The 26,475-nt window shown below is 46.5% G+C and carries 19 protein-coding genes, 1 pseudogene and 1 other annotated feature; of the genes and pseudogenes, 6 read left to right on the forward strand and 14 right to left on the reverse strand.

Annotation, left to right across the window (positions count from 1 at the left end; translation table 11 throughout):
* Positions 1-40 precede the first annotated feature (40 nt).
* Together FD47_RS04005 and FD47_RS04010 are read right to left on the reverse strand one after the other, a co-directional pair.
* On the reverse strand, positions 41-2,935 hold the full coding sequence (locus tag FD47_RS04005; protein ID WP_225425026.1) for an MMPL family transporter: 2,895 nt from the start codon (positions 2,933-2,935) through the stop codon (positions 41-43).
* A gap of 286 nt (positions 2,936-3,221) precedes the next feature.
* Complete coding sequence (locus FD47_RS04010) at positions 3,222-4,217, reverse strand: substrate-binding domain-containing protein (protein ID WP_054733271.1); 996 nt, start codon at positions 4,215-4,217, stop codon at positions 3,222-3,224.
* 192 nt (positions 4,218-4,409) lie between these two features.
* On the opposite strand from FD47_RS04010, the gene FD47_RS04015 reads away from it, so the two are divergent.
* The 3 genes from FD47_RS04015 to FD47_RS04025 all read left to right on the forward strand — a co-directional run bounded on the left by FD47_RS04015 (position 4,410) and on the right by FD47_RS04025 (position 8,742).
* Positions 4,410-6,155 carry a phospho-sugar mutase gene (locus FD47_RS04015; RefSeq protein ID WP_056980070.1) on the forward strand — a complete coding sequence of 582 codons (1,746 nt, stop codon included), beginning with the start codon at positions 4,410-4,412 and terminating at the stop codon, positions 6,153-6,155.
* A gap of 224 nt (positions 6,156-6,379) precedes the next feature.
* The gene (locus FD47_RS04020) at positions 6,380-7,243 is read left to right on the forward strand and encodes a DegV family protein (protein ID WP_056980071.1); all 864 of its coding nucleotides are present in this window, start codon (positions 6,380-6,382) and stop codon (positions 7,241-7,243) included.
* A gap of 95 nt (positions 7,244-7,338) precedes the next feature.
* A complete protein-coding gene (locus tag FD47_RS04025) occupies positions 7,339-8,742 on the forward strand; it encodes an MFS transporter (protein ID WP_420806359.1) in 1,404 nt (467 codons plus the stop codon).
* A 139-nt stretch (positions 8,743-8,881) separates the two neighbouring features.
* Here the strand turns inward: FD47_RS04025 and FD47_RS04030 are convergent, their stop codons facing one another.
* Positions 8,882-10,507, reverse strand: a complete 1,626-nt coding sequence (locus FD47_RS04030; RefSeq protein ID WP_056980073.1) for an ABC-F family ATP-binding cassette domain-containing protein — start codon at positions 10,505-10,507, stop codon at positions 8,882-8,884.
* A 167-nt stretch (positions 10,508-10,674) separates the two neighbouring features.
* Complete coding sequence (locus tag FD47_RS04035; RefSeq protein WP_082402587.1) at positions 10,675-11,355, reverse strand: histidine phosphatase family protein; 681 nt, start codon at positions 11,353-11,355, stop codon at positions 10,675-10,677.
* Positions 11,356-11,569: 214 nt separating this feature from the next.
* Here FD47_RS04035 and FD47_RS04040 point away from each other — a divergent pair, with 214 nt between their 5' ends.
* The gene (locus FD47_RS04040) at positions 11,570-12,388 is read left to right on the forward strand and encodes a ZIP family metal transporter (protein ID WP_056980074.1); all 819 of its coding nucleotides are present in this window, start codon (positions 11,570-11,572) and stop codon (positions 12,386-12,388) included.
* A 165-nt stretch (positions 12,389-12,553) separates the two neighbouring features.
* Here the strand turns inward: FD47_RS04040 and FD47_RS04045 are convergent, their stop codons facing one another.
* The 7 genes from FD47_RS04045 to FD47_RS04075 form a co-directional block, all read right to left on the reverse strand.
* Complete coding sequence (locus FD47_RS04045; RefSeq protein ID WP_056980075.1) at positions 12,554-14,797, reverse strand: lectin-like domain-containing protein; 2,244 nt, start codon at positions 14,795-14,797, stop codon at positions 12,554-12,556.
* A gap of 215 nt (positions 14,798-15,012) precedes the next feature.
* Entirely contained in the window at positions 15,013-15,870 is an 858-nt protein-coding gene (locus tag FD47_RS04050) for an aldo/keto reductase (protein WP_056980076.1), read from the reverse strand.
* A 16-nt stretch (positions 15,871-15,886) separates the two neighbouring features.
* Positions 15,887-16,447 (reverse strand): sugar O-acetyltransferase, encoded by a 561-nt coding sequence (locus tag FD47_RS04055; protein WP_054733289.1) that lies wholly within the window; start codon positions 16,445-16,447, stop codon positions 15,887-15,889.
* A 125-nt stretch (positions 16,448-16,572) separates the two neighbouring features.
* Positions 16,573-17,997: an L-arabinose isomerase gene (gene araA / locus FD47_RS04060; RefSeq protein ID WP_008212737.1), complete on the reverse strand. Its 1,425-nt coding sequence runs from the start codon at positions 17,995-17,997 to the stop codon at positions 16,573-16,575.
* A gap of 80 nt (positions 17,998-18,077) precedes the next feature.
* Positions 18,078-19,451 carry a sugar porter family MFS transporter gene (locus FD47_RS04065; protein ID WP_040537776.1) on the reverse strand — a complete coding sequence of 458 codons (1,374 nt, stop codon included), beginning with the start codon at positions 19,449-19,451 and terminating at the stop codon, positions 18,078-18,080.
* 219 nt (positions 19,452-19,670) lie between these two features.
* Positions 19,671-20,771: a GntR family transcriptional regulator gene (locus FD47_RS04070; RefSeq protein WP_054733292.1), complete on the reverse strand. Its 1,101-nt coding sequence runs from the start codon at positions 20,769-20,771 to the stop codon at positions 19,671-19,673.
* A gap of 54 nt (positions 20,772-20,825) precedes the next feature.
* The gene (locus FD47_RS04075) at positions 20,826-21,014 is read right to left on the reverse strand and encodes a hypothetical protein (RefSeq protein WP_008212731.1); all 189 of its coding nucleotides are present in this window, start codon (positions 21,012-21,014) and stop codon (positions 20,826-20,828) included.
* Positions 21,015-21,203: 189 nt separating this feature from the next.
* Between FD47_RS04075 and FD47_RS04080 the strand changes: the two genes are divergently transcribed.
* Positions 21,204-22,220 (forward strand): aldose epimerase family protein, encoded by a 1,017-nt coding sequence (locus FD47_RS04080; RefSeq protein ID WP_054733294.1) that lies wholly within the window; start codon positions 21,204-21,206, stop codon positions 22,218-22,220.
* Between the two features lie 102 nt (positions 22,221-22,322).
* Here FD47_RS04080 and FD47_RS04085 read toward each other — a convergent pair.
* From FD47_RS04085 to FD47_RS04095, 3 genes and pseudogenes are all read right to left on the reverse strand, one after another.
* Positions 22,323-23,632: pseudogene (locus tag FD47_RS04085) on the reverse strand (MFS transporter).
* Between the two features lie 155 nt (positions 23,633-23,787).
* Positions 23,788-24,693, reverse strand: a complete 906-nt coding sequence (locus FD47_RS04090; RefSeq protein WP_082620171.1) for an isocitrate lyase/PEP mutase family protein — start codon at positions 24,691-24,693, stop codon at positions 23,788-23,790.
* Positions 24,680-25,426, reverse strand: coding sequence for an isocitrate lyase/phosphoenolpyruvate mutase family protein (locus FD47_RS04095; RefSeq protein WP_054733296.1), 747 nt, complete (start codon positions 25,424-25,426; stop codon positions 24,680-24,682). Before FD47_RS04095 ends, FD47_RS04090 begins: the two co-directional genes overlap by 14 nt.
* A gap of 70 nt (positions 25,427-25,496) precedes the next feature.
* Positions 25,497-25,754 (reverse strand) — a binding site (T-box leader).
* A 329-nt stretch (positions 25,755-26,083) separates the two neighbouring features.
* Here FD47_RS04095 and FD47_RS04100 point away from each other — a divergent pair.
* Entirely contained in the window at positions 26,084-26,404 is a 321-nt protein-coding gene (locus FD47_RS04100) for a hypothetical protein (RefSeq protein ID WP_008212719.1), read from the forward strand.
* Positions 26,405-26,475: the final 71 nt, after the last annotated feature.

Here is a 26,475-nt window from a genome sequence, read left to right on the forward strand (position 1 = left end):
CAACCAATTTGGTTATTTCAGATCCCTGTTTTATCATTCACTATTTCTGTTGATTCTCTTGAGAAGCATTTTGACGGTGCTTAAACCTTAACTCTTTAAAGTGGAAACCTTCATAGGTTAGCCGCATGAGTCCCGGCATCAACGCTGGCACCACAATTCCAAAAATGATCAGGCCAAAGATAACAGCAATTGCGACTTGAATTAACGTCAGAACCCCCGATGGAATAAGTGAGGCAAACGAAATACCAATCACGACAACCGCGAAGATGATGACCGTCCCAATCAAAATTGACGCGTTAATCATCCGCTCTGCCGACTTGGTTTTGCCAGTCGTCTGTTTGTACTTCATGAGCAGATAAATACTGTAATCGACGCCTAACGCCAGCAACATCATAAACGTCAGGAATGGCGTTTGCCACGTCAACCACTTTTCACCCATGAACTGGCCGCTGAACCACTTCGTAAAGCCAAGTGACATCAGGTAAGTAACGCCCAACATCCCCATCAAATAGATTGGCTGTAAAATCGATTCGGAAACAATCATAAGAATTACCGCAGCGACAACGCCTAACAGAATCGCAACCTTCTTAAAGCTGGCGCGGGCGACCTGCTGGGTATCGGCTTGTTCGGCATTATAGCCACCGACGGCAACCGTTGCCGAATCTAGGACGGTCCCTTTCAAATCGTAACTGACCTGATTTTGGAGACTTTGAACCATGGCGAGCGACTTTTTGGAGCCCGGCGTAGCATCTAAGACGACATCAATTCTCGTTGATTTTTCATTAGTCGACATATAAGCATCAATCATCGTCTTGAAGTACGGCGCGTTAATGATATTATCCGGAACATAAATCGTATCACCGACTGACGACTTGGCCAACGCCTTCAAGAAATCATTGGAGGAATTGAGCGAGTTATTTAAGCTGTCAACTGATGACGCGTAACCCCGAACCTGATTTTGAACCGATTGCAGTTCACTCTTATAGGAATCAACGGTCGACTTAATCGAATCGGTTTGCATCCCCAAACCAGACAGCGCACTGTTCATTTGGGTTTGCTGCTGTTGATCGTTTAATGCCCGACTAAGGGCCTCGGTGACAACCGTTCTCTGAATAGCGGTCAACCGCCGGCGATGTTCACTGCGTAATTGAGCCTGTAATTCATTGACCATCTGAGCGGGAGTTGCGAAGACCCCGCTGTTATTAAAGTTTGTTTGAATCGTTGATAGCATGCCAGAAATTGACTGTGAATTCCCAGTGATGGTATCCAATGGCGATGTATCAATCGTGGTGCTCTTTAGACGCTTGGAAGTATCCTTTAAACCATTGGAAACCGCGTCATTATCAGCGGTCAACGTATCCAGCTGCTGGTTCACATAAAGCTGCTTTAAAGGTTCTCCATGGGGCTCGGTTGCTGAGTTAACACTGTGAATGCCCTTTTCTTCCCGCAGCTGGCGGGTGACCATCTCAAGCTGCTGGAGATCGGCCTGATTACGCAACCCATCCTTAGCCTTAATGTAAATTGAAATTGGGGCATTCTGGCCGTTGGCATAGTGTTTATTAATCGTGTTGTAGCCGACCTTCGAATCGTACTTCTGGTAAATCTCGTCAGCCCCGTTAAAGTTAACGTGATTCTGATTTAACAGAACAAACGGCGTTGCCACAACAATTGCAATTAACAGGGCAATTAATGGATGGCCAGCCGACTGTTTGGACAGAAATCCCCATGAACGACTATAATTATGGGCTTCCAAATTGGATGACGGCCAGAACAGCTGCTCACCCATAAAGAATAGGAAGAACGGCATAAATGTGAACAGGACAAGCATTAGAACCAGCATGCTAATTGCCACGCCAATTAGAGATTCATAAACTGAGAAATTAGCAAATCCCAGCAAGCTAAACAGCACAATTAACGTTAAGCCGGCCACTAAAATTGTCTTGCCGGCATTCTTACGAGCTGCCAGCGTGGCCTCAAGCTGGTCCTTATCTTGCCGAAGCTGCTGCTTAAATTCATTGATCATCAAAATACTGAAGTCGGTCCCTAAAGCAAGGGTCAAAACCAGCATCAGAATCTGGGTAAAACTGGAAAACGGAAAGTCATACCGGGCAACCAGGTTCAACACGATGGCTAGAGAAATCAAGTACGCAATTCCCGAAGATAGGAGGGAAACGATTGGAATGAGCAGTGAGCGGAACAGAACAATCAGCACTAAGAAGATGACAATGATTGCGATGATGGCAGTTTTTAAAACCGCCGATTTGGTGGCAGACTGCGCATCAGCGTTGAGGCTTTCCGGACTGGTTATGTACGTCTTAACACTGGCAGTTCGAACGGCAGCCTTTAATTTCTGATCCATTGAACGGACACTGTCACGATTACCCACATTCAACTGGGCAATCATCGTCGTTCCATCCTTAGAGTTCAGTTGGGCCGAGGTATTCGGGTCATTACCTTCAATTGACGTATCCTGACCCGAACTGGCACCAACGGCAGAACTCTGGCCAGTGGCGGGAACTGACGATTGATTGGCAGCGGTTGTTTGAGCCGATGACTGACCGGCCGCCGATGCTTGCGGGGTATTGGCCGCCGGGGTTGAACTGTTAACCGCCGGCTTAATCATATTTTTAATATCGTACTGATCCCGCTTACCATCCAGCGTCACCAACGTGTTATTGATTTGATTGCGTTGAATGTCATTTAATTTGGTTTTCCCGTTGCTAAAAACAACCAGGACCTGGCGGGTGTTATTTTCCTGCGGGCCCCAGTGATTTTTAATTGTTTTGGCAACCTGACTGACGGCCGTCTTTGGCAGTTTAGTTTGGCCATGGCTTGCCACTAAGTCAAAAGAATTCGGGATCAGAAAAATTGCAGCAATCGCAACGACGATCCATGCAATGACGACCCCGATGTATTTTTTGAAGAATTTATTCATGTTGTTCTCCCTATCTTCCATGATTAGTATTCCCCGATTACCGAAACGTTCCCCCACGGCATTGTCGGTATGATTTAAGAAATGGATCGTTAATGGTGAATGCCTCATTTTAAAACACTGGATATGTATGAACCATCACGTAAAGCTTCGCAAACCGCGCACTTTACGCAGGCCATTTTACAGCTAACCGTATTACAGCATATACATAAATTATAATTGTAATCACTGATAAGTCAACACAACATGTGGCTTAATCGCCGTTCTATCAACGAAATTCGCGTAACGGTTACTTGCTGGATTCGCGTTTGATAAATCGATTACCCACAATTACCTTTTCAGGGGTGTGATAATCAGCATCGTCATCATCACCGGCGTCAATCATCGAAACGGCAACCTCGCCCATCTTCCCGGTATTCACCTTGATTGAACTGAGCGCCGGAATCACATATTTCGCCACCGCGGTGTCGTTAAAGCTGACCAAGCTGACGTCTTCAGGCACCCTGACGTGATTTTGATTAAGGGCCTTCAAAGCGCCAACGGCCATGGCATCATTGGCGACGTACAGGGCATTCGGAAAGTCCTTACGATCGGCATTTAGCGCGTTATTGATCAAATCAAATGCCGACTGCATGGTGAAATCACCAACGTAGACGTTCGACGGATCGTACAACGAATGGCTTTCGAGGTAGTCCTTAAAAATGTCAAACCGAGGATCACTAATTTCTAATTGGTGGTCACTGGAGTATTCGACCCCGGAAAGCATGCCGATCCGCGTTAAGCCTTGGTCAATGAAGTACTGTAACACCGTTTCAGTTGCGTTATCAAAGTCGGTCACAACACAGTCATAGCCCTTGGCCAGCGTGTCAAAATCTACGAACACGACGTTTGGAGTCACCTTGAGCATGCTCTTAATCTGAGCGTCACTGAATTTACCGATGGCAATGATCGCCCGGACATCCTTAATTTTTGCCAGCGAATCGTTGGCAAAGAACCGGTGCACCTTATAGTGCAGCCGTTCAGCCCGTTTTTCGGCCCCCATTCGAATGGATAGGTAATAAAGGTCATCGAGTTCCTGCTTCTCGGTATACCATTGCACAATCGCAATGGTATCCTTGGCGTTGCCGGCCTTTTTCTTCTTCGTGTAGGCCATATCTTCAGCAACCCGAAAAATTTTCTTACGGGTTGTGTCACTGACCGAAAGTGTTTTATCGTAATTAAGTACTCGTGAAACGGTCGTAATTGAAACGCCCGCTTTTTTAGCAATGTCTTTAATCGTTGCCAAGACATTCACCCCTCGTTTCTTTGAAATTAAGTTTTGAATCGTTCAATATAATTTACTAAAATAAATATATTTTGTTTTACCTAATAAGTCAAGGACCGTGCGAAATATAAACGTTTATCGGTAGTAAAAACGTTGACGAAATGCACGTAAATTTCTATAATGAAGCTGGACAAATAAAAGGAGGTTCATCTCGTGAACGACAATATTGAACACGCTTACCAAGAATGGGCAAAGCAGCCCAACCTACCAGAAAACATTGTGCTTGACCTTGAAAAGTTGAATCAAGATGATGATCAGAAAACCGATGCGTTTGGCACCAATTTATCATTCGGAACTGCCGGCATGCGCGGCGTTATGGGTGCGGGAACCAACCGCATGAACATTTATACGGTTCGCCAAGCCGCTGAGGGCCTGGCCTCATTTATGGATACCCTGGATGAGAAGACCCGCCAGCGAGGCGTCGCCATTAGTTTTGATTCCCGTTATCATTCAAAGGAATTCGCCCATGAATCCGCCAAAGTATTGGGATATCATCACATTCCAACCTTCGTCTTTGACGACATTCGGCCAACGCCAGAATTATCATTTGCCGTTCGGCACCTTCACACCTATGCCGGGATTATGATTACCGCCAGCCACAATCCTAAGCAGTACAACGGCTTTAAGATTTATGGTGAAGATGGGGGTCAAATGCCGCCGAAGGAATCGGATCTTATTACTTCCTATATTAGAAAGCATAGTGATCTGTTTGCCATTAAAGTAACTCCTGAGCAGGAACTTCGTGAAGCAAAATTGATGTCATTAATTGGTGAAGACGTCGATATCGATTACCTCGCCAACGTCAAAACGGTTAACGTTGATCATGATTTAATTAATACGGTCGGCAAGGATATGAAATTTGTCTACTCGCCACTTCACGGGACTGGGAAAGTAATCGCGCGCCGGGCCCTGGAAGAAGCCGGTTTTAATAACTACGTTGTTGTGCCGGAACAAACCATTGCCGATCCCGAATTTCCAACGACGCCGTTTCCAAACCCGGAATTCCCACAAGCCTTTGATTTGGCAACCAAATTAGGCAAAAAGATTTCCGCTGACGTTCTGATTGCCAGTGATCCGGACGCCGATCGATTAGGGGCCGCCGTTCGCCAACCTGATGGCAATTATCAGCTCCTAAGCGGTAACCAAATCGCAAGCGTATTACTCAATTATATCCTATCTGCCAAGAAAAAGGCGGGTTCCCTCCCAGATAATGGCACAATTGTCAAATCAATCGTTTCGACTGACTTGGCCGTTAAAATTGCTGCCGATTACGGGGTCGCTACCAATAACGTGCTCACCGGCTTCAAGTTCATCGCTGAAGCCATTCACCATTACGAAACCAAGCACGACCACACCTTCCTATTTGGCTTTGAGGAAAGTTTCGGCTACCTGATCAAGCCGTTTGTTCGGGATAAGGATGCGATTCAAACCGTTCTGTTGCTGGCTGAAGTGGCTGCTTACTATAAGAGTCAGGGTAAGACGCTGTACGATGGCGTTCAAGAGATGTTCAAGAAGTACGGCTACTACGCCGAGAAGACCATTGCCAAAGAATTTGACGGCCTTAACGGCAAGGACAAGATGGCCCATATCATGAGCGAACTGCGTGACAACCCACTAACCGAACTTAATGGGCACAAAGTTTTGAGCCACGCGGATTACAGCACATCCGTTCTAACTGACAAGGACGGCAAGACCGAACCAATTGATTTGCCAAAATCCAACGTGTTGAAGTACTGGCTGGATGACGAAACCTGGGTCGCCGTTCGCCCTTCAGGAACCGAGCCTAAAGTAAAGTTCTATTTGGAAGTGGTCGACAAGGACCAGGCTTCAGTCGATGCCAAACTCAAGCAGTACGTTGATCAGTTAGACCAAGTGATTACCAAATTAATCAACAATTAGTTTTAAACAGGAACGTCATTAATCAAATTGAGGTGTGTTCAACACGATCGTCGTGTTTGGGCACGCTTTTTTAGTCCCCAAATTGACTTTCTCAGTGAACATCCTTGAATCATGAATTCCAGTAATTATCACATTAAATCCATGACATCCATTTATTTTCAGGGTAGACTGGTAGGGAAACCTAATCAATCGAACAACACAGAATAACACAATGGGGGCTTAAAATGAAAACCGCAGTCATCACCGATAGTGCCAGCTACTTGGATCCAAAGGTAGCCGCTCAATACAAGATTAAGGTATTACCCATTACCATTATATTTGGGACCACCCAGTATCGCGACGGTGTTGACATCACGTCCCGTGAATTTTTAGAAAAACTGGCAGCTGCCGATCAACTGCCAACAACCGCTCAAGTGACCATGCAGCAGATGCAGACCGCCTTTGACGAGCTCAGTGCTGCCGGCTATGATGAAGTCATTTGCGTCAACCTGTCATCAGGAATCACCAGCTTCTATGAAAATTTGGTGGCCTATAGTCGCACGGTGACCAACATCAAGGTGTACCCGTTTGATTCTAAAATCGCCAGTGCTGGGGAAGCCGACTTGGCTTTGCTGGCGGGATCCATGGCGTTGGAAGGTGAAAATGCCAAGACCATTATGCCCCGCCTGGTAGAACTCAGAGATTCCATCAACGTTTGTCTCGTCGTTGACAGTTTAGATCACCTATTACGAACCGGCCGCATCTCAAGCACCTCGGCATTTGTCGGCAATCTCTTGAAAATTAAGCCAATGTTGACTTTCGATGATGCCGGCAAGATTGTCCCGCTGGAAAAGGCGCGGACTATGAAGCAGGCGCTCGCCAAGATTCTGGATCGCATCGACCAGACAGTGACCGATTCCGATTCGCAAATGCGGGTTTCAATCGTCAACGCCGATAATCCTAAAGTTAGTCACGAATGGGTCGCGGCGATTAAAGCCCGGTTCCCCAATGTCGCCGTCAGCACTTACGAAATCAGCCCCGCAATTACGGTCCATACCGGTGAAAAGGCAATGGGCGTTGTGTGGGACAAGGACTGGGAAGCCCTTTAACAATTCCAATAAATCAAGATTTTTAGGCCGGGACAAAGCACAAATTGTCACCGGCCTAACTGTTGCCATAAAATAAGTCCAATGGAGTGATTAACTTGACTGAAAAAATCAGCCGCCGCACCCTGCTTTCCTTACTTGCAGCGGCCCTACTATCATTTACCGGTATTCTAACCGAAACTTCAATGAACGTAACCTTTCCGGAACTCACGCGCCTGTTTGGGGTGACGCTGGATACCGTTCAGTGGCTGACAACCGGTTACCTGCTAATGGTCACGATTGTCATGGCGACCACGGCCTTCTTACTAAAAAAATTTCCATCGCGTAATCTTTTTATTTTTGCGGCATCCGCATTCATGCTCGGGGACTTGCTCTGTGCCACGGCCCCCAACTTCTCATTACTATTAGGCGGCCGAATTATTCAGGCGATGTCGACCGGGCTGTCAACGCCACTCATGTTTCACATTATCTTCACGCAAATTCCGAAAGGGCGAATTGGTTCGATGACCGGGCTCGCCGGGATGGTTATTTCTTTGGCACCGGCACTGGGGCCGACTTACGGCGGCGTGATTTCATCGATCGCTTCTTGGCGGCTAATCTTTTGGTTAGTCCTGCCGATCGTTCTGATTGCGTTGTTTTTGGGAGCCCGCTATATCAATATTGCCCCGCTTGGAATTAAGGAATCGTTTGATTTTATCAGCCTGCTATATCTGGCCGGCACTTTGACAGCGTTCGTTTACACCGTCAGTAAAGCCGCCTCATTCAAACTGACGAGCCCACAATTTTTGATTCCCTTAATTCTTGGCGTTGTCCTGTTGATCCTCTTCATCATTACCAACAGCCACGGGACCAACGGATTGCTTGATCTCAGCATTTTGGAACAGGCAACCACCTCACTTTCAGCATTTACCTATTTCAGCCTGCAGTTTATCAACATCGGAATCTCGTTTGTCATTCCGGTTTACTGCCAATACGTGCTCCACACCTCGGCAATGGTTGCCGGATTGACCCTGCTCCCCGGTTCACTCCTCGGTGCTTTAGTATCGCCATTTGCCGGGAGTATCGCCGATGCCAAGGGCTACGGGATGCCAATCAAAATTGGGTTGGTATCTCTCACCCTTGGTGGGCTAATCTTTGTTCTGGCGCAGCCTTGGTTGTCCGCTTTGATCATCACGATCGGGTTCTGTGTCCTGCGGTTTGGCTTTAACATGGGCTTTTCAAATTCAATTTCAAATGCAACCCTGAACGTTGCCCGCGAAAACACTGCCGACGCCAACTCATTTTTTAACACGCTTCAGCAGTTTGCCGGATCCATCGGCGTTGGCATCATGGCCGCGATTATGGCATCCAGCCAAAATCGCTCCGGTGGGACGTTTGTAACCCGTTCGTATACTGGCGGCCGCTATGATTATCTGTTTGTCACAATCTTGGCGGTTTTGGCACTGGTTGCCGCAATCATTAATTTTCGAATTCAAAAGCACCAGACCCCACTGAACCGCTAACCCCTCATCTTCAGTTACGTATCAATCTGCATAGGAAAAGACGCCTCATCGATGAACCCAATTAGTTGGGAATCATGAATGAAGCGTCTTTTCTTGTTGACCAGCCGACCACCGCTATTCTGATAACCGGTAAGCCAGATTAATCATATAAGTCAGCCAATTTTTTCTGAACATCCGGATGATTAATGAACTCATCATAAGTCGTGTCGGCCTTATCGATGATTCCGTTACTGGAAACTTCAATCACGTGGTTAGCAATTGTTTGGATAAATTCATGGTCGTGGGAGGTGAACAAAATCGATCCGGGAAAACCAACCAGGCCCTCATTTAGAGACGTAATCGACTCCAAATCCAAGTGATTGGTCGGATCATCCAGCAGCAACGTATTCCCCTTTTCCAGCATCATTTTGGACAGCATGCAGCGAACCTTCTCGCCTCCGGATAACACCTTAACCTTCTTATCAACGTCATCCCCGGAGAATAACATTCTCCCGAGAAATTGACGAAGAAAAGCATCGTCATCGCTACCCTTTGGCGCGTATTGCCGCAGCCAGTCAATAATCCGCAGGTCGTTGTTATTGAATTCGGCCGCGAAATCTTTCGGAATCGACGATAATTCAACGGTTTGTCCCCAAGTCACTTCGCCGGCATCCGGTTTAACCGCTCCCGCTAAAATCTGCATCAGCGTGGTTGTGACCAAGTCATTGCGGCTGACAAAGGCCGTTTTATCACCTGGGCGCAGCGTAAAGGTCACGTTATCCAAAATTTGAACCCCGTCAATTGCCTTGGATACTTTATCAACCCGTAACAAATCATTGCCTAATGACCGTTGTTCTTCAAACTTAATGAACGGGTACTTTCGCGATGACGGCTTGATGTCTTCCAGCGAAATTTTATCCAACTGTTTCTTTCGCGAAGTTGCCTGTTTAGACTTCGACGCGTTAGCGCTAAACCGGGCAACGAATTCTTGAAGTTCCTTGATCTTGTCGGCCTTCTTGGCGTTAGAATCAGCGCGCATCTTGGCCGCTAACTGACTGGATTGCAGCCAAAAGTCATAGTTCCCAACATACATGCGAATCTCACCAAAATCAACGTCACACATTTGGGTACACGTTTGGTTCAGGAAATGCCGGTCATGGGAAACGATAATTGTGATTTTCGAATAGTCCGCTAAGAAGTTTTCCAGCCATTCGATCGTGTAAACGTCAAGCCCGTTGGTGGGCTCATCCAACAACAGAATGTCCGGATCGCCAAATAACGCGCGAGCCAGCAGTACCTTGACCTTCTGGCCCTCAGTCAATTCACTCATCAGCTGCTCGTGAAGATCTTCTGGAATTTCCAATGACTGAAGCAGCTGGGAGGCATCAGCTTCCGCATTCCAACCGTCCATTTCGGCGAATTCAGCTTCCAAATTTGCAGCCTTTATGCCATCTTCATCCGAAAAATCCGCTTTGGCGTATAGGGCATCCTTTTCCTTCATGACATCGTACAGGTGTTGGTAGCCCTGAATGACGGTTTCCATCACTGTTTGATCCTCAAAGCCGTAATGGTCCTGGCTCAAGCTGGAAATCCGTTCGTTCTTATCAACGTGAACCTCCCCAGTTGTCGGCGTCAGCTTCCCCTCTAATAATTTTAAGAAGGTTGATTTTCCGGCACCGTTTGCGCCGATCACACCATAACAGTTCCCCGGTGTGAACTTAAGATTGACGTTGTCATAAAGTTTTTTCCCTGAGATTTGTAATCCCATGTCTGAAATTGTAATCATTAAATAATGTCCCTCGCGTTTCTTTACTCTAAAAATGGCCAGGGCAAACTGTGTCCTGACCAACATGTCTATTCGATTTAATTTATCATAATTCGAGGTGATTAGCAATAGTGCTGCCGAAATAACGCCCCTATTAAAAACAACCACGGTAATTCAAGACTGATTCATTACTCAATCACGCGATCCAAATCATTTGCCCAATCAACCGTCACATCATCATCGGTGATCGTTAATTTTGTAATCGCCCCGTTGGCAATCGGCACGCCGGTATCTAAATCAGGGGCGAACCGGTCAACAATCGACCGAATCGTCATACCATGAGAAACAATCAGCACAACCTGACCATCCTGCGTATTTTGGCGAACCTTGTCAAACCCAATGTTCAAACGTTCCCAGAACATCGCGTTGTTTTCTGCGTTGTTATAAAGATCGGCGCGGTGAATCAAGTCTCTGGCACGTTCAAGGCCGAAGTCTTTTAAAACTTCCTTTTCAGACGTCTTCTGCACCTGGGCCCCAACAAATTGCCACATTTGGTTAAGATCATTACCTTCGAAATACCCGTGGAACTGTTCACGCCATTCCGGATATTGATAACTGACAATGTTCATATTATGGGGGTTGGCTCGTAAAATAATTCGCGCGGTATCAATTGCCCGCCCGGAATCGCTTGAAAAAGCAGCGTTAAAGTTAATGTTTTTCAACCGCTCACCAGCGTTTTTGGCATCCGAAATGCCCTTTTCAGTAAGTGGTGAATCAATCCATCCCTGAACCTTATTATATAAGTTCATGTAGGTTTGTCCGTGACGGACAAGATATGCAGTGACTTTTTTCACAAAAACCAGCTCCATTCATGTTTATTGAACAATTTCTACCCTTAGTATAGCGAATTAGTGACTAACATTCACTTAAAGCCACTAATTTTCACTCGAGTTAGCCGCTTTAAGGGCCAAACCATTAATACATACAACTAAAATCAGCCAATTAATTAACTGAATTTGTTATAATTATACCATAAAGTGTCATTGCTCTTTCAAACTACAAACAGAAAGTTGGTGGCCCGCCATGACCTTTCTTCTGAGCCTGCCCTCATGGCAGCAGGCCCTCCTTGCCACACTTTTCACCTGGGGCGTCACGGCCCTCGGGTCGGCGCTGGTATTCGGTTTCAAAACCATCCGCAGTCACGCTTTGGCCATGATGTACGGATTTGCCGCTGGTGTCATGATCGCCGCATCCTTCTGGTCCCTGCTGGATCCGGCCATCAGTTTAGCCGCCAAGCTCGATAAGACCCCCTGGTTAGTGGTTGCGATTGGGTTTGGATTAGGCGGTCTCTTCCTCTACGCTGCCGACAAGCTCATTGCCGTACTTGTTCTCAATCGCAGCCAGGACCAGCAGCCGCCCCGCCAAGTCAAACAAGCAATTCTGCTGGTCTTTTCAATCACTTTGCATAACATTCCCGAAGGATTAGCCGTTGGGGTCGCCTTTGGTGCGATCGGGGCCGCTGGAAATACGGAACATGCCGCAATGGTCCTGGCAGCGATGACGGTCGCAATTGGAATTGGCCTCCAAAACTTTCCGGAAGGCGCGGCCGTCTCAATTCCGCTTCGGCAAAATGGGATGAGTCGCTTGCGAGCCTTCATGTATGGTCAGGCAAGCGGAATCGTCGAACCATTTGCGGGTGTTCTGGGCGCCCTCTTAGTCTCCTCGGTGAACACTATTTTACCCTATGCCCTCTCATTTGCCGCCGGCGCCATGATCTACGTCGCTTGTAAAGAATTAATTCCCGAAGCCCACGCCAGGACCAGGGCAGAGTCCCACTGGGCGATATTTGGTATCATGAGCGGCTTTATGCTGATGATGGTACTGGATGTGGCGTTGGGGTAAGAAGTAACATTCTGCCACACTGCTTCTTGTTACAGAGAACGCCGGCCATTCACAATCACGATTGGCCGGCTTTCTCTATGAAAAACACGCTGTCGATGGTTGTCCCCACGCATTATTAAGCGGGTTATGGTTATCCCGATCAACGATTTTAAACAAACGCAACTGCTACGAACGCGTCATCTTTTCAATCTGAACATCATCAGGATTTGCCGTGATGTAACCGCCCTTCACGGCGTATCGCTTGTGCCCCCGCGCCTGCATCGTGGCCGCTTGAGAATAGCCAGTTTTGTTAACGGCTAACGTTTGCCCACTTCCAATCTGCTTTTGCACATGGGTAAATTCCGGATCTGCATACAAGTTAAGCGCCTTTTTAACCCGCACGGCCTTCGAAAAGGGGTGCTTGCCCGAAATGACGAGCTTTCGATTCGCGGTCATGTATTGGCCGTCCGCCAAAATAAAGCGGGTCGTCAGATTATGCCGGGTAATTCCTTGAACCGGAATAACTTGTCCCTGCCGGTAGTGACCGGTCCGGTGGCGCAAATTCTTCTTGGCATAACGATTAACCCCTTCAGGATTAATAACGGTCACGATTGGGTGAGCTCCTTGATAATAAACTGGTAACGTGAATCGACTATCAGCTGTGATGTAGCCGGTCTTGCCAGCCGTCCGGCTTTTGTGGTTAACGTCTCTAACCTGATAACGCAATTGGCCATCCTTGGAACGGGCATAGTCGGTGACAACAAACATGGGCCGGTTAACCCGCGGCTTTTTCGCGTAAAAGGCCTTTCTCTCAGATTTGTTAAAGTCTGCGTGCCGGTATAGGTAAATTGGCTTAACCGTGTAGACAGCCGCTCCCCTTTTAGCAATCAGCGATGGCCGTGACTCATCCGGCTGACTGCTTGAAGACGCCCTTGAATCACTGGTCGGATCTGGAGACGGAATTGCCGTTGGCTGAGACGGCGCAATGGGTTGGAAAGCAGCCGGTGAGCCTGGCATTTTCGGTGTCCCCGAACTAGTTGAGTGATTTTGATGATACTTGAGTGTCACCTCTGTCAAAGTCTTGCCACTCTCATCCAGCGCCCCAAATTTAAGATGAGTTGGATTGGCCGGATCTGCGGTATAGCCGGTAATTGCCTGATTCAGATTAGGAATTGAAGTCCCAAAGGTTCCCGAAACCTGTTGACTTGGCGCAATTGATTGGTGAGTATCGGCGTCGACGTAATTAATCTTAACGGCAATCTTATCCGCGATGTCTTTCTTAAAGTAGAATTTAACCTCTTGGAGGACATCTTTATATGGCAGCTTGGATAAGTCCTCCGTGCCACCGAACGGCAATGTTGCGTTATCGTAATCGTAACTTTTGGGAGCCGCGACCTGATCCAGCCGGTAGCCCTGTTTTCGTAACGTATCGATAACCGAAGCACTCTTTATGTAGGCCATTTCGTTCAATCCCCCCTTCAGCGTCGATGACTCAGGGAGCTTGGTTCCGGTCTGCTCATCGATGTAGTCAACGTTAACAACCCCCATCGCTGAAAATTGAATCGAATTGACTAACAGGTTAACCCTTGCCTGCGATGCTTCGCCACCTGAAGAAATCGCCAAATTCATGCCAGTATTGCCACTCACCTCCTGCGAAAAATCGTGAGTTCCTTGGTAGTGGCGGCCATCAACAGTTGTCAGTGAATAGGACATTTGTTTCGTGGCGCCATCATAGGAAATTGTGAACGGCAGTAAGTTCCCCTTTTTAAAATCACCGTACCTAAGCCCCTGAGGATGACTTTCACGATCATCAATCATCGCCTTTGCATACGAAGAATGGATGATATTCGAGCTAACGGAACTTAGACCTGGACTGCTCAGATTCTTAAAAAATGAAATATACGGGCTGACTATCGGATCTGACTGGCTCCTGCCAATTTCGCCCACACCGTTATAATACGTATCGATCACAACCCCAAACGCCCCCTTAATGCCGCCAACCCCGATTCCGGCTCCCGGATTACCCACTTGGGTTGGATCCCCCGGCCGAAAGGCAAACACAATCCCATCACTATAGGTCGAGCCCGAAAAGCCGGGTTGAATTTCGATTTCCCCAGCAAGATGGAAGCTCTTGTTCATGTCCATATTGCCGCTTAGATAGGTCATTCCGGCAACTGGAACACCATTTGGCGACTTATCCGGAATTAGGTTAACAACGCCATTTTGTTGGTCGTAACTGGCATCCCCCGACTCCTGAAAGTAAGTCGAAAAATTATCCTTGTTAATCGCAATGGTCGTCCCGCTATTTGCAGCATCTGCTTGAGCGGAAACGACTCCCAGTTCAAAATCTTGTGAATGCCCATTGTCACCCCAAACTGAAAAACTTAATAACCCAACACCAAGCCCAAATATTGCGACTGCTTTATTCAATTAATCCACCCCTAAACTGATTTAAGTCAAAAGTAACATCCCATGGACATTAATTCGAAATCTAGTTTATCAGATTAATGCGCGAAAATACGCGGTCAGGTTAATTGTCAAGGCCATGTAAGGTTGGCAATGAAAATTTAATATAAAATCAGAGGAAGACACAAAAAACCGGCGCTCAATTGGGATGAGTGACGGTTTTTGAAAAATCTGTGAAATTAATGATGCGGATATTGATGCCCAATTTCGTAAACCATTTCTGGTTCCTGGCTAATTCGGGTGTTGTGGTTGATGCTATCAACCAGCTTCATTTCGTCAACGCTCAATTCAAAATCGTAGATATCAGCGTTTTGGCTGATTCTTTGCGGATGAACCGACTTTGGAATAAAGGCGTCGCCGCGTTGGAGGTGCCACCGGAGAATCACCTGAGCAGCGGATTTATCATGAGCCTTTGCGATCTTAACAATCACTGGATCATCAAAAATCCGCCCGCGGCCAAGTGGCGCCCATGCCTGGGTCACGATGTGGTTTTCACGATCAAAGTCGACCATTGCCTGCTGTGACAGGTACGGATGAACTTCCAACTGGTTGACAACCGGCATCTCATTGGCCTTAGTAGCCAAATACTGCAGGTGCAGCATGCCGTAATTGCTTGTTCCAATTGACTTGACAAGCCCCTGCTTTTTCAAGTCTTCAAACGCCCGCCAGGTTTCAAAGAAGTGGGTGTGAATCGGCCAGTGCACCAATAACAGGTCGACGTAATCCATCTGAAGTTTCTTTAATGATTCCTCAAACGAGGCCATCACCTGGTCGTAGCCCTGATTTTCTTCGGCGATCTTTGTGGTAATAAACAAGCTCTCACGGTCAACGTTTAAATCCTTAATCGCTTCACCCACTGCCGCTTCGTTACCATACATTTGGGCAGTATCAAAGAGCCGATAACCGTCTTCGTAAGCGGACTTCACTGACTTGATCAGTTCATCGGGCTTTGTCATCTTATAAACACCGAGGCCTTCAATCGGCATCTTATTGCCGTCGGCCAACTCAATTCTGGAACCAATTGTTTGCTTGGACATCAAATTCCTCCATTAATTACTCTAATTTTTTAAGGATCCGAGCGGGATTGCCGCCAATTAACACGTTGTCACCAAATGATTTTGTCACAACAGCGCCTGCAGCAATTATAACATTATTGCCAAGGGTCACGTTTGGGGTAATCACCGCACTGCCGCCAGCCCACAAATTGTCACCAATCGTGACGGGGCCCGGGATTTCAACGCCGTTATTCCGCTCTTCAACATCAAAGGCGTGATCCACCGTATAGATTTGGCAGTTCGGGCCCAACAGGCAGTTATCGCCAAAGGTAATCGGGGCAACATCGATGAACGTGCAGCCATAATTGGCGAAGAAATTGTCGCCAACCGTCACGCTGTAACCGTAGTCACACTGAAACGGCGCCATCACGTCAAACTTTTTCCCGGTTTGCTTGAATACGCTGCTCAATAACGTATTGGCAGCCTTAGGGTCTTCCTTAAATAAGTCATTAAAGCGGTTAATTTGTTTGCGAGTCCGCCACCGGTCGGCTGATAGTTCCTCATCGGTGTTGTAATATTTCATTCCAGCTAACATTTTTTGCTTTTCAGTCATTACCATATGTTCAAAATTCCTCTCTCATTGACGGTGTCATTACTTCATTCAACGACCACCGATACAAAAAAACGGGGTTGCCCATTCAACGGCATCCTCGTTCTTCGATGGTTCAATTTAAGTTGAAATTTCTATTTAATATCATCAAATGGGAGATCAAACATAGTTGCAAGATCAGCAATTTGTTGTTCGCTGGCAGTGAATGTCAGAACGGTATGGTGACCGCCACCATCGTGAATCCATTGAGTAGCGCCAGCCTTCAAGCCAACCTTTGGTGTCCACATCTGTTTTGCAACTGGCAAATGTGGTGTTGGCTTTGGAGCCTTGTGGCCTTCAACGGCGTAACCGATCAGACGGTATTCGTTACCAAAGTCTGACATGGTAACATCGAATGCGTCACCTTCACGGCCGGTAAATACCAAACGGGCAGGATCAGCTTTGCCACCAATATCCAATGGGTGAACTTCAACCCGTGGCTTGTCTGAAGCGATGCTTGGATCAACTTCAAGCATGTGTGAACCAAGGATGGCTTCTTTACCCTTTTGTAATTCAAGGGTGTAGTCTTCCATGAACGCAGTTGCTTGATTATGAGTCAAGATCTTAACTAAGCGGTCAAGAGCGGCCGTCTTCCAATCACCTTCGGCACCGAAACCATAACCGTCAGCCATGAGCAATTGTGCTGCCAGGCCAGGTAATTGTTCCAAACCGTAAAGGTCTTCGAAGTTAGTTGTGAATGCTGAGTAGTTACCTTTGTCAAGGAAGTTCTTGATACCGAAGTATTCACGAATTTGGTAACGAACTGAATGTTCGTACTTATCCTTGTCATTGTCACCCTGAACAAATTCATACTTATCTTGGAGTTCCTTGTACTTAGCGTCAATGTCGCTTTCAGAAACAGCGTTAACTGATTCTACCAAGTCGCCAAGGGCGTAATAGTCAACGGTCCAGCCAAATTGAATTTGAGCTTCAACCTTGTCACCTTCAGTAACGGCAACGTTTCTCATGTTGTCACCAAAACGGGCAACCTTGATCTTGAAGCTTTCGTTGTAGGCAACGGCAACGTCTTCCCAGTCAGCAATTTCTTTTTGAACTTCTGGATCACCCCAGTAGCCGTAAACAATCTTGTTGTTCTTACGAAGACGAGCGTTGATAAAGCCGTACTCACGATCACCATGAGCACTTTGGTTCAAGTTCATGTAGTCAAAGTCAATGGTGTCATATGGAATGTGATCCAAGTACTGGGTTGCTAAATGAAGCAAAGGCTTCTGAAGTAATTTTGTACCTCTAATCCAGTTCTTGGCAGGTGAGAATGTGTGCATCCAAGTAATCACACCGGCAACGTTATCATCATAGTTTGCATCCTTCATCAACTTAGTGATGCTGTCAGCAGTGGTTGCAACAAGCTTGAACTTAATTGGATAAGGAAGCGTGTTCGTTGCGTTTAATTTGTCAACGATATCACGGGCATCCTTTTCAACTGATTTCAGTTGTTCTTCACCATAAAGGTGCTGACTACCGGTAACAAACCAAAATTCATAATCAGGAACTTGTAACATAATAGTTTCTCTCCTCTTTGATAGATATTATTAAAACAGGTTTTATTAATATTGAAGATCGAAGCCTTCAATACTGATAACTATTTAATGGTGGATGTGTCACTCGCCACGCCGGAAGCTTTATGCAAATCAAGTTCAATCTCTTCAAGTGATTTCCCACGAGTTTCGAGGAACTTGCTGTGGCATACCCAAATGGCAATTCCACAGATGACGGCATAGAACAGGAATGAATTATCCAATCCCCATGAGCTGAGCATCATTGGGAATGTCAGTGATACAACCATGTCGGCTAACCAGTTAGTTGCCGAGCAAAGTGATGTTCCCAACCCACGAATGTTCAATGGGAAGACTTCACCAATCAGAACCCAGGTAACTGGTGCCCAAGTTGTGGCATAAAAAGCAATGTAGACGGTTAATGCAATCGCACTAACGTAAGCAGCTGCTTGTGAACCGTTATCGAACTTAAGAATGGTGTACATAACCAGAAGGGAAAGACCCATCCCAGCGGCACCAAACTCCAGCATCTTCTTACGATCAACTTTGTCCATCATCAACATGGCAACAACCGTTACGGCAACGTTGACAATCCCAATTCCGATATGGGCAAGCAATGCGGCGATAACTCCCCAGCCAACATCCGTAAAGATGGTTGGCGCATAGAAGATAACACTGTTACTACCAATAACTTGTTGGAAGATCGCAACGCCAAGCCCAGTGATTAAGGCTGGCCGAACGCCCTTACCAAATAATTCTTTCCAACCACCAACCGGTTGTTTTGCGGTTTCGGTGATTTCAGTAAGCGCGGTATCAACAGCTTTGGCATCGTGCTTGTTGGTGTCCATCAGAACTTCACGGGCCTCATCAACCTTACCAACCTTAACTAAGAACCGAGGGCTTTCTGGTAAGAAGAGGGCTCCAAAGAACAGGATGGCAGCTGGTAAAGCAGCGAATCCTAACATCCAACGCCAACCGGTATACAAGTGAGCAAATGAATAGTTCAGGATGTATGCCAGCAAAATACCAATCATGACCATCAACTGGAACATTGTTGCAACCGCACCATGCATGCTCTTAGGAGCAAGTTCGTGCAGATAGGCTGGAATTAATGCGGAAGTAATTCCGACACCAATTCCTAAAATAACTCGGGTAAAGACCAGAACGTAAAATTCTGGTGCAAAACCGGATGATAAAGCACCGATGAAGAAGATAACCGATGCCCAAATGAGCAACTTTCGACGTCCATAAGTATCTAGGAATTTACTGGTTGCCAACGCACCGATAATGGCACCAATTAAAACTGAACTAACAACCCAACCTTGTTGCCATGGTCCTAAGTGAAGTTGCTTTTGAATAAATAGAATTGCACCAGAAACTGACGCAATATCGTATCCAAATAGTAATCCGCCTAAGGCTCCAAATGTATATATAAAGCCGTTATTCGTGACTTTCTTCAAAACGAGCACCCCATTCGTAAATTTGTATAACATATAGCAAAACCTTTGTGCGCACTGTAAACGGTTTCTGACATCGCTTACAAAAAGAGTATAAGATATTTATCCGCATAAATCAATGGATATTTCACTTATTAGCACAAATATTTTTTCTATACGAAGCCCGAATGGGGCAAACGCACGGGCAGCACCACCTTTCATAGCTATTTAATTGACTTAAAATCACATTGTCTTTGTTGGGCTGATTGCCTTTGTCGAATCACGGACAACCAAATCGGCGTCAAATATCTTAGAAGCACGATCTTTCTTATTAATCATATCAACCAGCATTTCAGCAGCGGTCTTTCCCAACTGCCGTTTCGGATGAATCATCGTGGTAATGCCAGGATGAATGTACTTCGAAATTTCATAATCATCAAAACCGGCAACCGAGATGTCATCAGGTACGGAGAAGCCTTCCTTCCCCAGCATTCCAATGACTTCCATAGCCAATTGATCGTTGTAACAAACAATGGCCGTGGGCTGGGCGTTATCCGGGACTTCTACCCGGTTCTTAATTTTTTGCAATACATCATTAATATCATCCGATGAACGATACATCATGATATCGCCCGATGACGCCACGTTCGGGTGGGTTTGGTATGACCGAATATACCCATTCATTCGGTTAACGCCCTGCATATCATCAACCTGGAAAACCCCTAGAACTCGTTCGTGACCATGATCCAGCAGATAATCCATTAATTTCTTTTCGCTGGCCGTATCGGCGACTTCCACGTACGGGAAGTCCAAATCGGGATAGTGAGCGTTAATAAAAACGGCCGGTTTGCCTGATTGGATAATCATTTGATACACGTCCAAATTGGGATTTTCCAACGTACTTCTTGTTGGTTCGATGATGAATCCTAAAACATCGTTATCCAGCATGTTCAATAAATTGTGGCGTTCGTTGTCATGCTCATTGTGGGTGTTTCCCAACAATAACGAGTAACCGGCGTTGGAAACCACCTGGTCAATGCCACTGATAATATTTGGGAAAATATAGTCGGCAATGTGGGTGGTAATCACGCCAATGCTTTGGTTGGACCGCTCTGAACGGACTTTATTGTTGATCCAGTCGTTCACGTACATGCCGCCGCCCTGAACCCGATAGATATAGCCTTCGTGTTCGAGGTCACCCACTGCCCGCCGAATAGTGTACCGGCTCACTTCATAGATCGCCATTAATTCAGATTCAGTGGGGATTTTTTCGTTAATCTTGTACTTGCCATTGATAATGTTGTGTTTAATGTCTTTTTTAACCATGACATACTTTGTTTCCATGATAATCCCCCGCTTTCAACTTAATGATTTTTTACGACTTCGTCAGGAATGCAATTATCCCCGGCTTGGACTGGCCAAAACCAACAAGCCGAAAGTTAACGCAATGCAGAAAATCGCCCACCAGCCGAAATGATGATTCGGTTTAGTTTGATCTTTGCGGGCAAATTCGTACATTGCCATGAAGATAAAAACAATAATCATTACGTCGGAAATTCCCGAAAGAATATACAATGCCGTTTTCATAAGTAACCCTCTCCATCCCCCAAAATACGCTTCACCAATAAAATATCATACTTTGGGCAAAATTTATATAGAATTATACGGATAAATTCAATATTTAGTGTTGCACTACCATACAAAAAAATATTATAATACAGATAAAAGCGGTTTCATAGCTTTAAATTTATTTTTTATAAGGAGAGTCTAACGCTAATGCAAGCCAAAACAGAATTGTTCGATAAATATAATGACCAAGATATTCAAAAATTTACCTTAACCAACGATCACGGTGTTTCTATTTCAGTGATTTCATTGGGCGCTACCTGGAACGCCTTTACGTTCCCAGATAAGGACGGAAAAGAAGGCAATGTCCTATTAAGTATGGACAGCAGTGCCGCCTACATGAAGGACCAGTATTTCTGCCAAGCAATTGGCCGAACCGCCGGCCGAATTACCAACGGCACGTTCAGTATCAAGGGCAAGGAATATCACGTGGACCAAAACGAAGGCACCACAACCCTTCACGGTGGCCCACACGGCTTTAACAGTCAGGTATGGGATGGCTCAATCGAAGATAACAAGATTATCCTCAAGAAGCACATTGATTCGTCATATGATTCATTCCCAGGAAATATCGACGTCACCATCACCTGGACGTTGAGTGACGATAACGTTGCCACGGTTTCATACAGCGCCAAGAGCGATGCTGACACGTTGTTTAACCCAACTCAGCATGCTTACCTTAATTTAGGAGACACCGAAAACGTTTATGGCCACTCACTGACCATCGACGCCGACAACTACCTGGAACTTAACAAGGACAAGACGCCAACCGGTAAGAAAGTGCCCGTTGACGACACCCCTTACGATTTCCGTGATTCCCAAAACCTTAAATTAGGAATCGATGACATGAAGGCTGAAGTTGGCCACACTTACGATGAAGTTTATGCCATCAACGACCATGCCGATGACCAACCAATTGCCAAACTGGCTGATCCGGATTCTGGCCGCAGCGTTTCCATCTTTTCAACCCGAAACGCCTTAGTTGTCTTCACTCCTGACGATTTGGACGGCATTAAATTTGAACGCGGTGCTGGCGTCCCTCACATGGGCGTTGCTCTGGAAGCGCAAAACTTACCAGACACACCAAACCACGAAGGCTTCGGCAGCGTTTTATTGCCAGCCGGTGAAGAAAAGACTTACTCAATCAGTTATAAGGCGCAATTCTAATTTAGATCCCCTCTAAATTAACCCCTCAAAATTCATAAACGAATGGACGCAAAAAACTCGATCGGATGAACCGGTCGAGTTTTTTTGACGTTAAACCTGATTTTATTTAATAGCTTTCTGATCGGTTTCCGGTCCAAACAGGCCAATCACGATCGCCGCAATAATTGCCAGCGCGGCAATTGCGTAATAGATAAACGAAGCGGACACCTGGGTAATCATGAAGGCCACGAAGGTTGGCATCAACACATTCAGCAGTTTTGACGTGCCGTTAGCGATCCCGGCGCCCCGGAAGCGATGGGAAGTCTCAAACAATTCGTTGGTATAGATACTAACAACTGAGGCTACCAAAATGTAGAGGGTAATTGTCAGCAGGAACCCGTTAATGAGGATCCCCGGGGTGCTTCTCTCGTAAGCGTAGGCAATCCCTAAAATTGCCGTGGCGATAAAGGCGGTTACAATCAGTTTTTTGCGGCCGGTACGATCAACCAGAAGGGCCCCGATGGCAGCACCAATGGGCGCACCAATCATCATAATGGCGGAAAAACTGATTGAATCAACAATGTTAATCCCCTGCTTCAACAATAACGTTGGTACCCATGACGTGAAGGTATACTGGCACAGCAACGTGGCACTAACCGCCACAATCGCGATAAACAAGCCCTTGGCAAAACTGATATGGCTGACCGGTTCATCCGGATGGGTCATCTCATCCTTCTCATATAACCCGCGAGTGGTGAGCTTTTGAATAATGGCATTGGCCTCTTCAGTTCGCCCCTTCGCAAGCAGCCAGCGGGGGATTCTGGAAAATGGCGGCGCGCCAACCAAAGAATCAGTGCTAAAATCCCCATCGTGATGAACATCGACCGCCAGCCAAACTTGGGAATCATGAATGACGCAATCAGTAAGGTAATTGGCGCTCCGGTATTGGCAACGATTGCCGTCATGCCGGACCAGTGACCCCGGCGTTTGATTGGGGCGAATTCATTGACAACCGCGTAGCCGGTCACAATTTCCGCTCCTAAGCCGATGGCGGCAATAAATCGAAGGCCAATTAAGATCATCATATTGGGAGCAAACGCCGACAACAGCGTGAATACCCCGAACAATAACAAGTTAAAATGATATGACAATTTCCGGCCAAAGAAGTCGCCGATGTAGCCGGCAAGAATTGACCCGATAAACAACCCTAAAAAGCCGCTTGACAGGAAATACGATCCCTGGCTAATACTCGCGAATTTGGTCTCAATCAGCGTGCTGTTGATGGCGCCGGCCATGTAGACGTCGGCGGCATCCAGGATCATCCCGGCACCAGCCAAGGCGAATACCTTGTAAAATAGCGGGGTTTCCCGCGCTTCGTTCAACTGGGTTTCTAAAGAATATGATTGCGTGGAACTGTATGTGTTATCTGCCATTAGCAAATCCTCCTACTATGTGTGCGTGATCTTTCAGCGATTGATAGATGTGAATTAGGTATGTCGAAATGAATCAGCCTGGTGCGATGTTTGAAAAATATGTGTGGTAACCATTGTGGATGCAATTCTATGTGTGGTTCAGAGAAACTATCGGATTAGTGCATGTAAGCTTCCGCCATCTTTTCGGGTGAGTACTCGGCATCCCGAGCGTTGACCTGATCCAAGCCAACAAACTCATTGAACTTCGGAAAGGTAATCATCCGGTCTTTATAGGCCTTGGTCGACCCATCACGCTTCAAGGTTTCGATGAGCGTCTTTTCGGCATAGGCTTGCGTATAGGTCAGCGTGTTGGGATGAACCACGATGTTGAAGCCCAACTTCTGTAAATCTTCTTTCTTGGTTAATGGGGTCTTGCCATCTTCAATCATGTTGGCCATCAGCGGCGTCTCCGGAAAGGCTTCGTGAATCTTTTCCAGTTCGGCAACGCTCTGCGGCGCCTCGATGAAGATCAAATCGGCACCAGCTGCCCGATATCGTTTGCTCCGGGCAATTGCGTCATCCAACCCGTATACTGCCCGGGCATCGGTGCGGGACATAATCAGAAAGTCGTCATGCTTACGGGCAGCCTTTGCGGCCCGTAATTTAGCTTCCAAGACCTCGGTTGGTTCAACTTTCTTGCCATCCATGTGCCCACAGCGTTTCGGCCAAACCTGGTCTTCGATGAACATGCCAGCGGCGCCAATTGCTTCGTAGCTTTCCACGGTCCGTTTGATGTTATCCAAATCGCCATACCCGGTATCGGCATCCGCAAATACGGGGACGTTCACCGCGTTGACGATTTGCCGGCAGCGTTCCAGAGAGAGGCCGAAGTCGGCAATTCCCCGGTCCGGCATTGCCAAGGCTGACGCGCTGGTCGCGTAACCGGCCGAGAAAATCGCCTGGGCACCCTCAGCTTCAGAAATCTTGGCGGCTAGGGCATCCGGAGCCACCATCATTTCGACAATGTGACCGCTCATAACTTCCGTTTTAAATTGGTGACGCATCTTCTCATTTTTCAGCATAGGTAAGTCCTCCCTGTTTGATATAGTTAATTGCTTCCAACTGGGCCCGCTTGATGACGCTTGGCAGGTAACCCTTGTCGAGCCAGCCCGAAATACCGGCAATTTGTTTGGTGCCCGGTTCCCAGGTTGCCATTAACGGCAGTGGTAATTTGGTTTCGGCGAGCTGGGCGAGTTGATCGGCATCGTAGTGGTCGATCGCAATAGCGTCGGCACCGGCCTTGGCCAGGTAGCCGATCCGCTGAATGATTCCGTCGATCCCGTATGACTGAATACCTTCCAGCTTGATCCAAATCTGGGTGGCTGGGTTTTCCAAGGCATCCTTGGCGGCGCGTAACTTACCAATGAGATCTTCAGGGGTCGTCGTAATTGGTTCCGCGGTCGTATGGGCCGGATAAGTTTGATCATTTAATAGGATAATGTCGCCGCCCGATCGTTCGAGCTCCTTTGCGGAATAGAATGTGTTGAGGGGATTGCCAAATCCAGATTGCAGGTCAGCAATCAGCAGGCTATTCTTCTTGAGCCGCATGTCACGGAGAAACTTGGCATATTCGGACAGTGTCAGCATTCCCTCTGAATCCTCGGCGATCAAGTTATTCGCAGCTAAGGTGCCATCAATCAGGATCGCCGGAAAGTTTTGGCTGCTAAGAGATATGAATGTATTTCCGTCGCCGGAAGCCGGAATAATGGTTTCGGGATGGTTATCTAAATAGGTGAGTAAGTTTGCTTGGGTCATATTGATTCCTCCAGTCAGTTATTATGGATCGAAAAATGAGAAAATAAAAAATGCGTCCTTCGAGTCAACTTCGAAGGGCGCATTTTAATATCGATGCACGGTACCACCTTGATTTATCAAGTTCAATTATCAAATTCAACCTGATCTTAACGAACACAATTCAACGAATTGTAGTCGTTGGCCTTGTAATGGTGGCATCCAGTAAACACTCAGGGATCGCATCTACAGCTCCGAGCCTACTTTCAATTACCCACCGTGGTTTCCTTTCACCAACCGGAAACTCTCTAAACACGACGGCCAATCTACTCCCGCTCTTCATCGCTTTTCTCAACGTTTTCTAATTGCTAAGTATCATAACTCATCATTTTTTAATTGTAAAGCCATTTTTTAATCTTTTTAAAATTAATCTCAGCGCTCACCGGATTCAACTCCCAAAATAACGGCCAGGCCAATGCCACTGAAACCGAGATCACTTTCAATGTTCCCGTGAAACTAAATGATGGCTTTGTTTCAACTCAGCTGGGTAAGAATGCCGAATTGGTAGCGTTTCCCACATATTTAACGGTTTCATTTTCAGAAAATATGGTTATAATAAGCTTTGGAGATTGAATTTTTCAGAAAACAAACTATTATTCATCACAAAAAGGAGTTCCAATTATGATCACAACGTTTCGAGCATCCCTTCAAACCGAACAGACCTTTGAAGACTATCTCAACCACTACTTTCAAAATCACAAAGTGCTTAACGGTTCTTATGAAACCCGCGAGTACTTCGAAAACTACAAGGTTCGCATGAAGCGCAACGGCCGGCTCGCTTTAACCACAACGACCTGTTTGAACATCGCGGCAGCGCCGGTTCCCTTGAAGCAGACCGAAAATATTACCATTTCCGACTTCCGGCGGTTGGTTGAAAACAAAAAATTTGCCGACATCAACGCCACGTTGGCGGATGTGTTTGAAGCGTCATTAAATCAATAAATAAGGTTCATGTCAAAAAACGGATTTCTCAGGATGTACTGGGATGAGGTGTACCCCCAAAGTTAAAGTAA

This window comes from Lentilactobacillus parafarraginis DSM 18390 = JCM 14109 (assembly GCF_001435895.1).
Classification (GTDB): Bacteria; Bacillota; Bacilli; order Lactobacillales; family Lactobacillaceae; genus Lentilactobacillus; species Lentilactobacillus parafarraginis.

Excerpts from the sequence above, each read along its gene's own strand:
- FD47_RS04005 (WP_225425026.1), bottom strand. The coding sequence starts at position 2,935 with ATGAATAAATTCTTCAAAAAATACATCGGGGTCGTCATTGCATGGATC.
- FD47_RS04020 (WP_056980071.1), top strand. The coding sequence starts at position 6,380 with ATGAAAACCGCAGTCATCACCGATAGTGCCAGCTACTTGGATCCAAAG.
- FD47_RS04030 (WP_056980073.1), bottom strand. The coding sequence starts at position 10,507 with ATGATTACAATTTCAGACATGGGATTACAAATCTCAGGGAAAAAACTT.
- FD47_RS04035 (WP_082402587.1), bottom strand. The coding sequence starts at position 11,355 with ATGGAGCTGGTTTTTGTGAAAAAAGTCACTGCATATCTTGTCCGTCAC.
- FD47_RS04040 (WP_056980074.1), top strand. The coding sequence starts at position 11,570 with ATGACCTTTCTTCTGAGCCTGCCCTCATGGCAGCAGGCCCTCCTTGCC.
- FD47_RS04050 (WP_056980076.1), bottom strand. The coding sequence starts at position 15,870 with ATGTCCAAGCAAACAATTGGTTCCAGAATTGAGTTGGCCGACGGCAAT.
- FD47_RS04055 (WP_054733289.1), bottom strand. The coding sequence starts at position 16,447 with ATGGTAATGACTGAAAAGCAAAAAATGTTAGCTGGAATGAAATATTAC.
- araA (WP_008212737.1), bottom strand. The coding sequence starts at position 17,997 with ATGTTACAAGTTCCTGATTATGAATTTTGGTTTGTTACCGGTAGTCAG.
- FD47_RS04070 (WP_054733292.1), bottom strand. The coding sequence starts at position 20,771 with ATGGAAACAAAGTATGTCATGGTTAAAAAAGACATTAAACACAACATT.
- FD47_RS04075 (WP_008212731.1), bottom strand. The coding sequence starts at position 21,014 with ATGAAAACGGCATTGTATATTCTTTCGGGAATTTCCGACGTAATGATT.
- FD47_RS04080 (WP_054733294.1), top strand. The coding sequence starts at position 21,204 with ATGCAAGCCAAAACAGAATTGTTCGATAAATATAATGACCAAGATATT.
- FD47_RS04090 (WP_082620171.1), bottom strand. The coding sequence starts at position 24,693 with ATGCTGAAAAATGAGAAGATGCGTCACCAATTTAAAACGGAAGTTATG.
- FD47_RS04095 (WP_054733296.1), bottom strand. The coding sequence starts at position 25,426 with ATGACCCAAGCAAACTTACTCACCTATTTAGATAACCATCCCGAAACC.
- FD47_RS04100 (WP_008212719.1), top strand. The coding sequence starts at position 26,084 with ATGATCACAACGTTTCGAGCATCCCTTCAAACCGAACAGACCTTTGAA.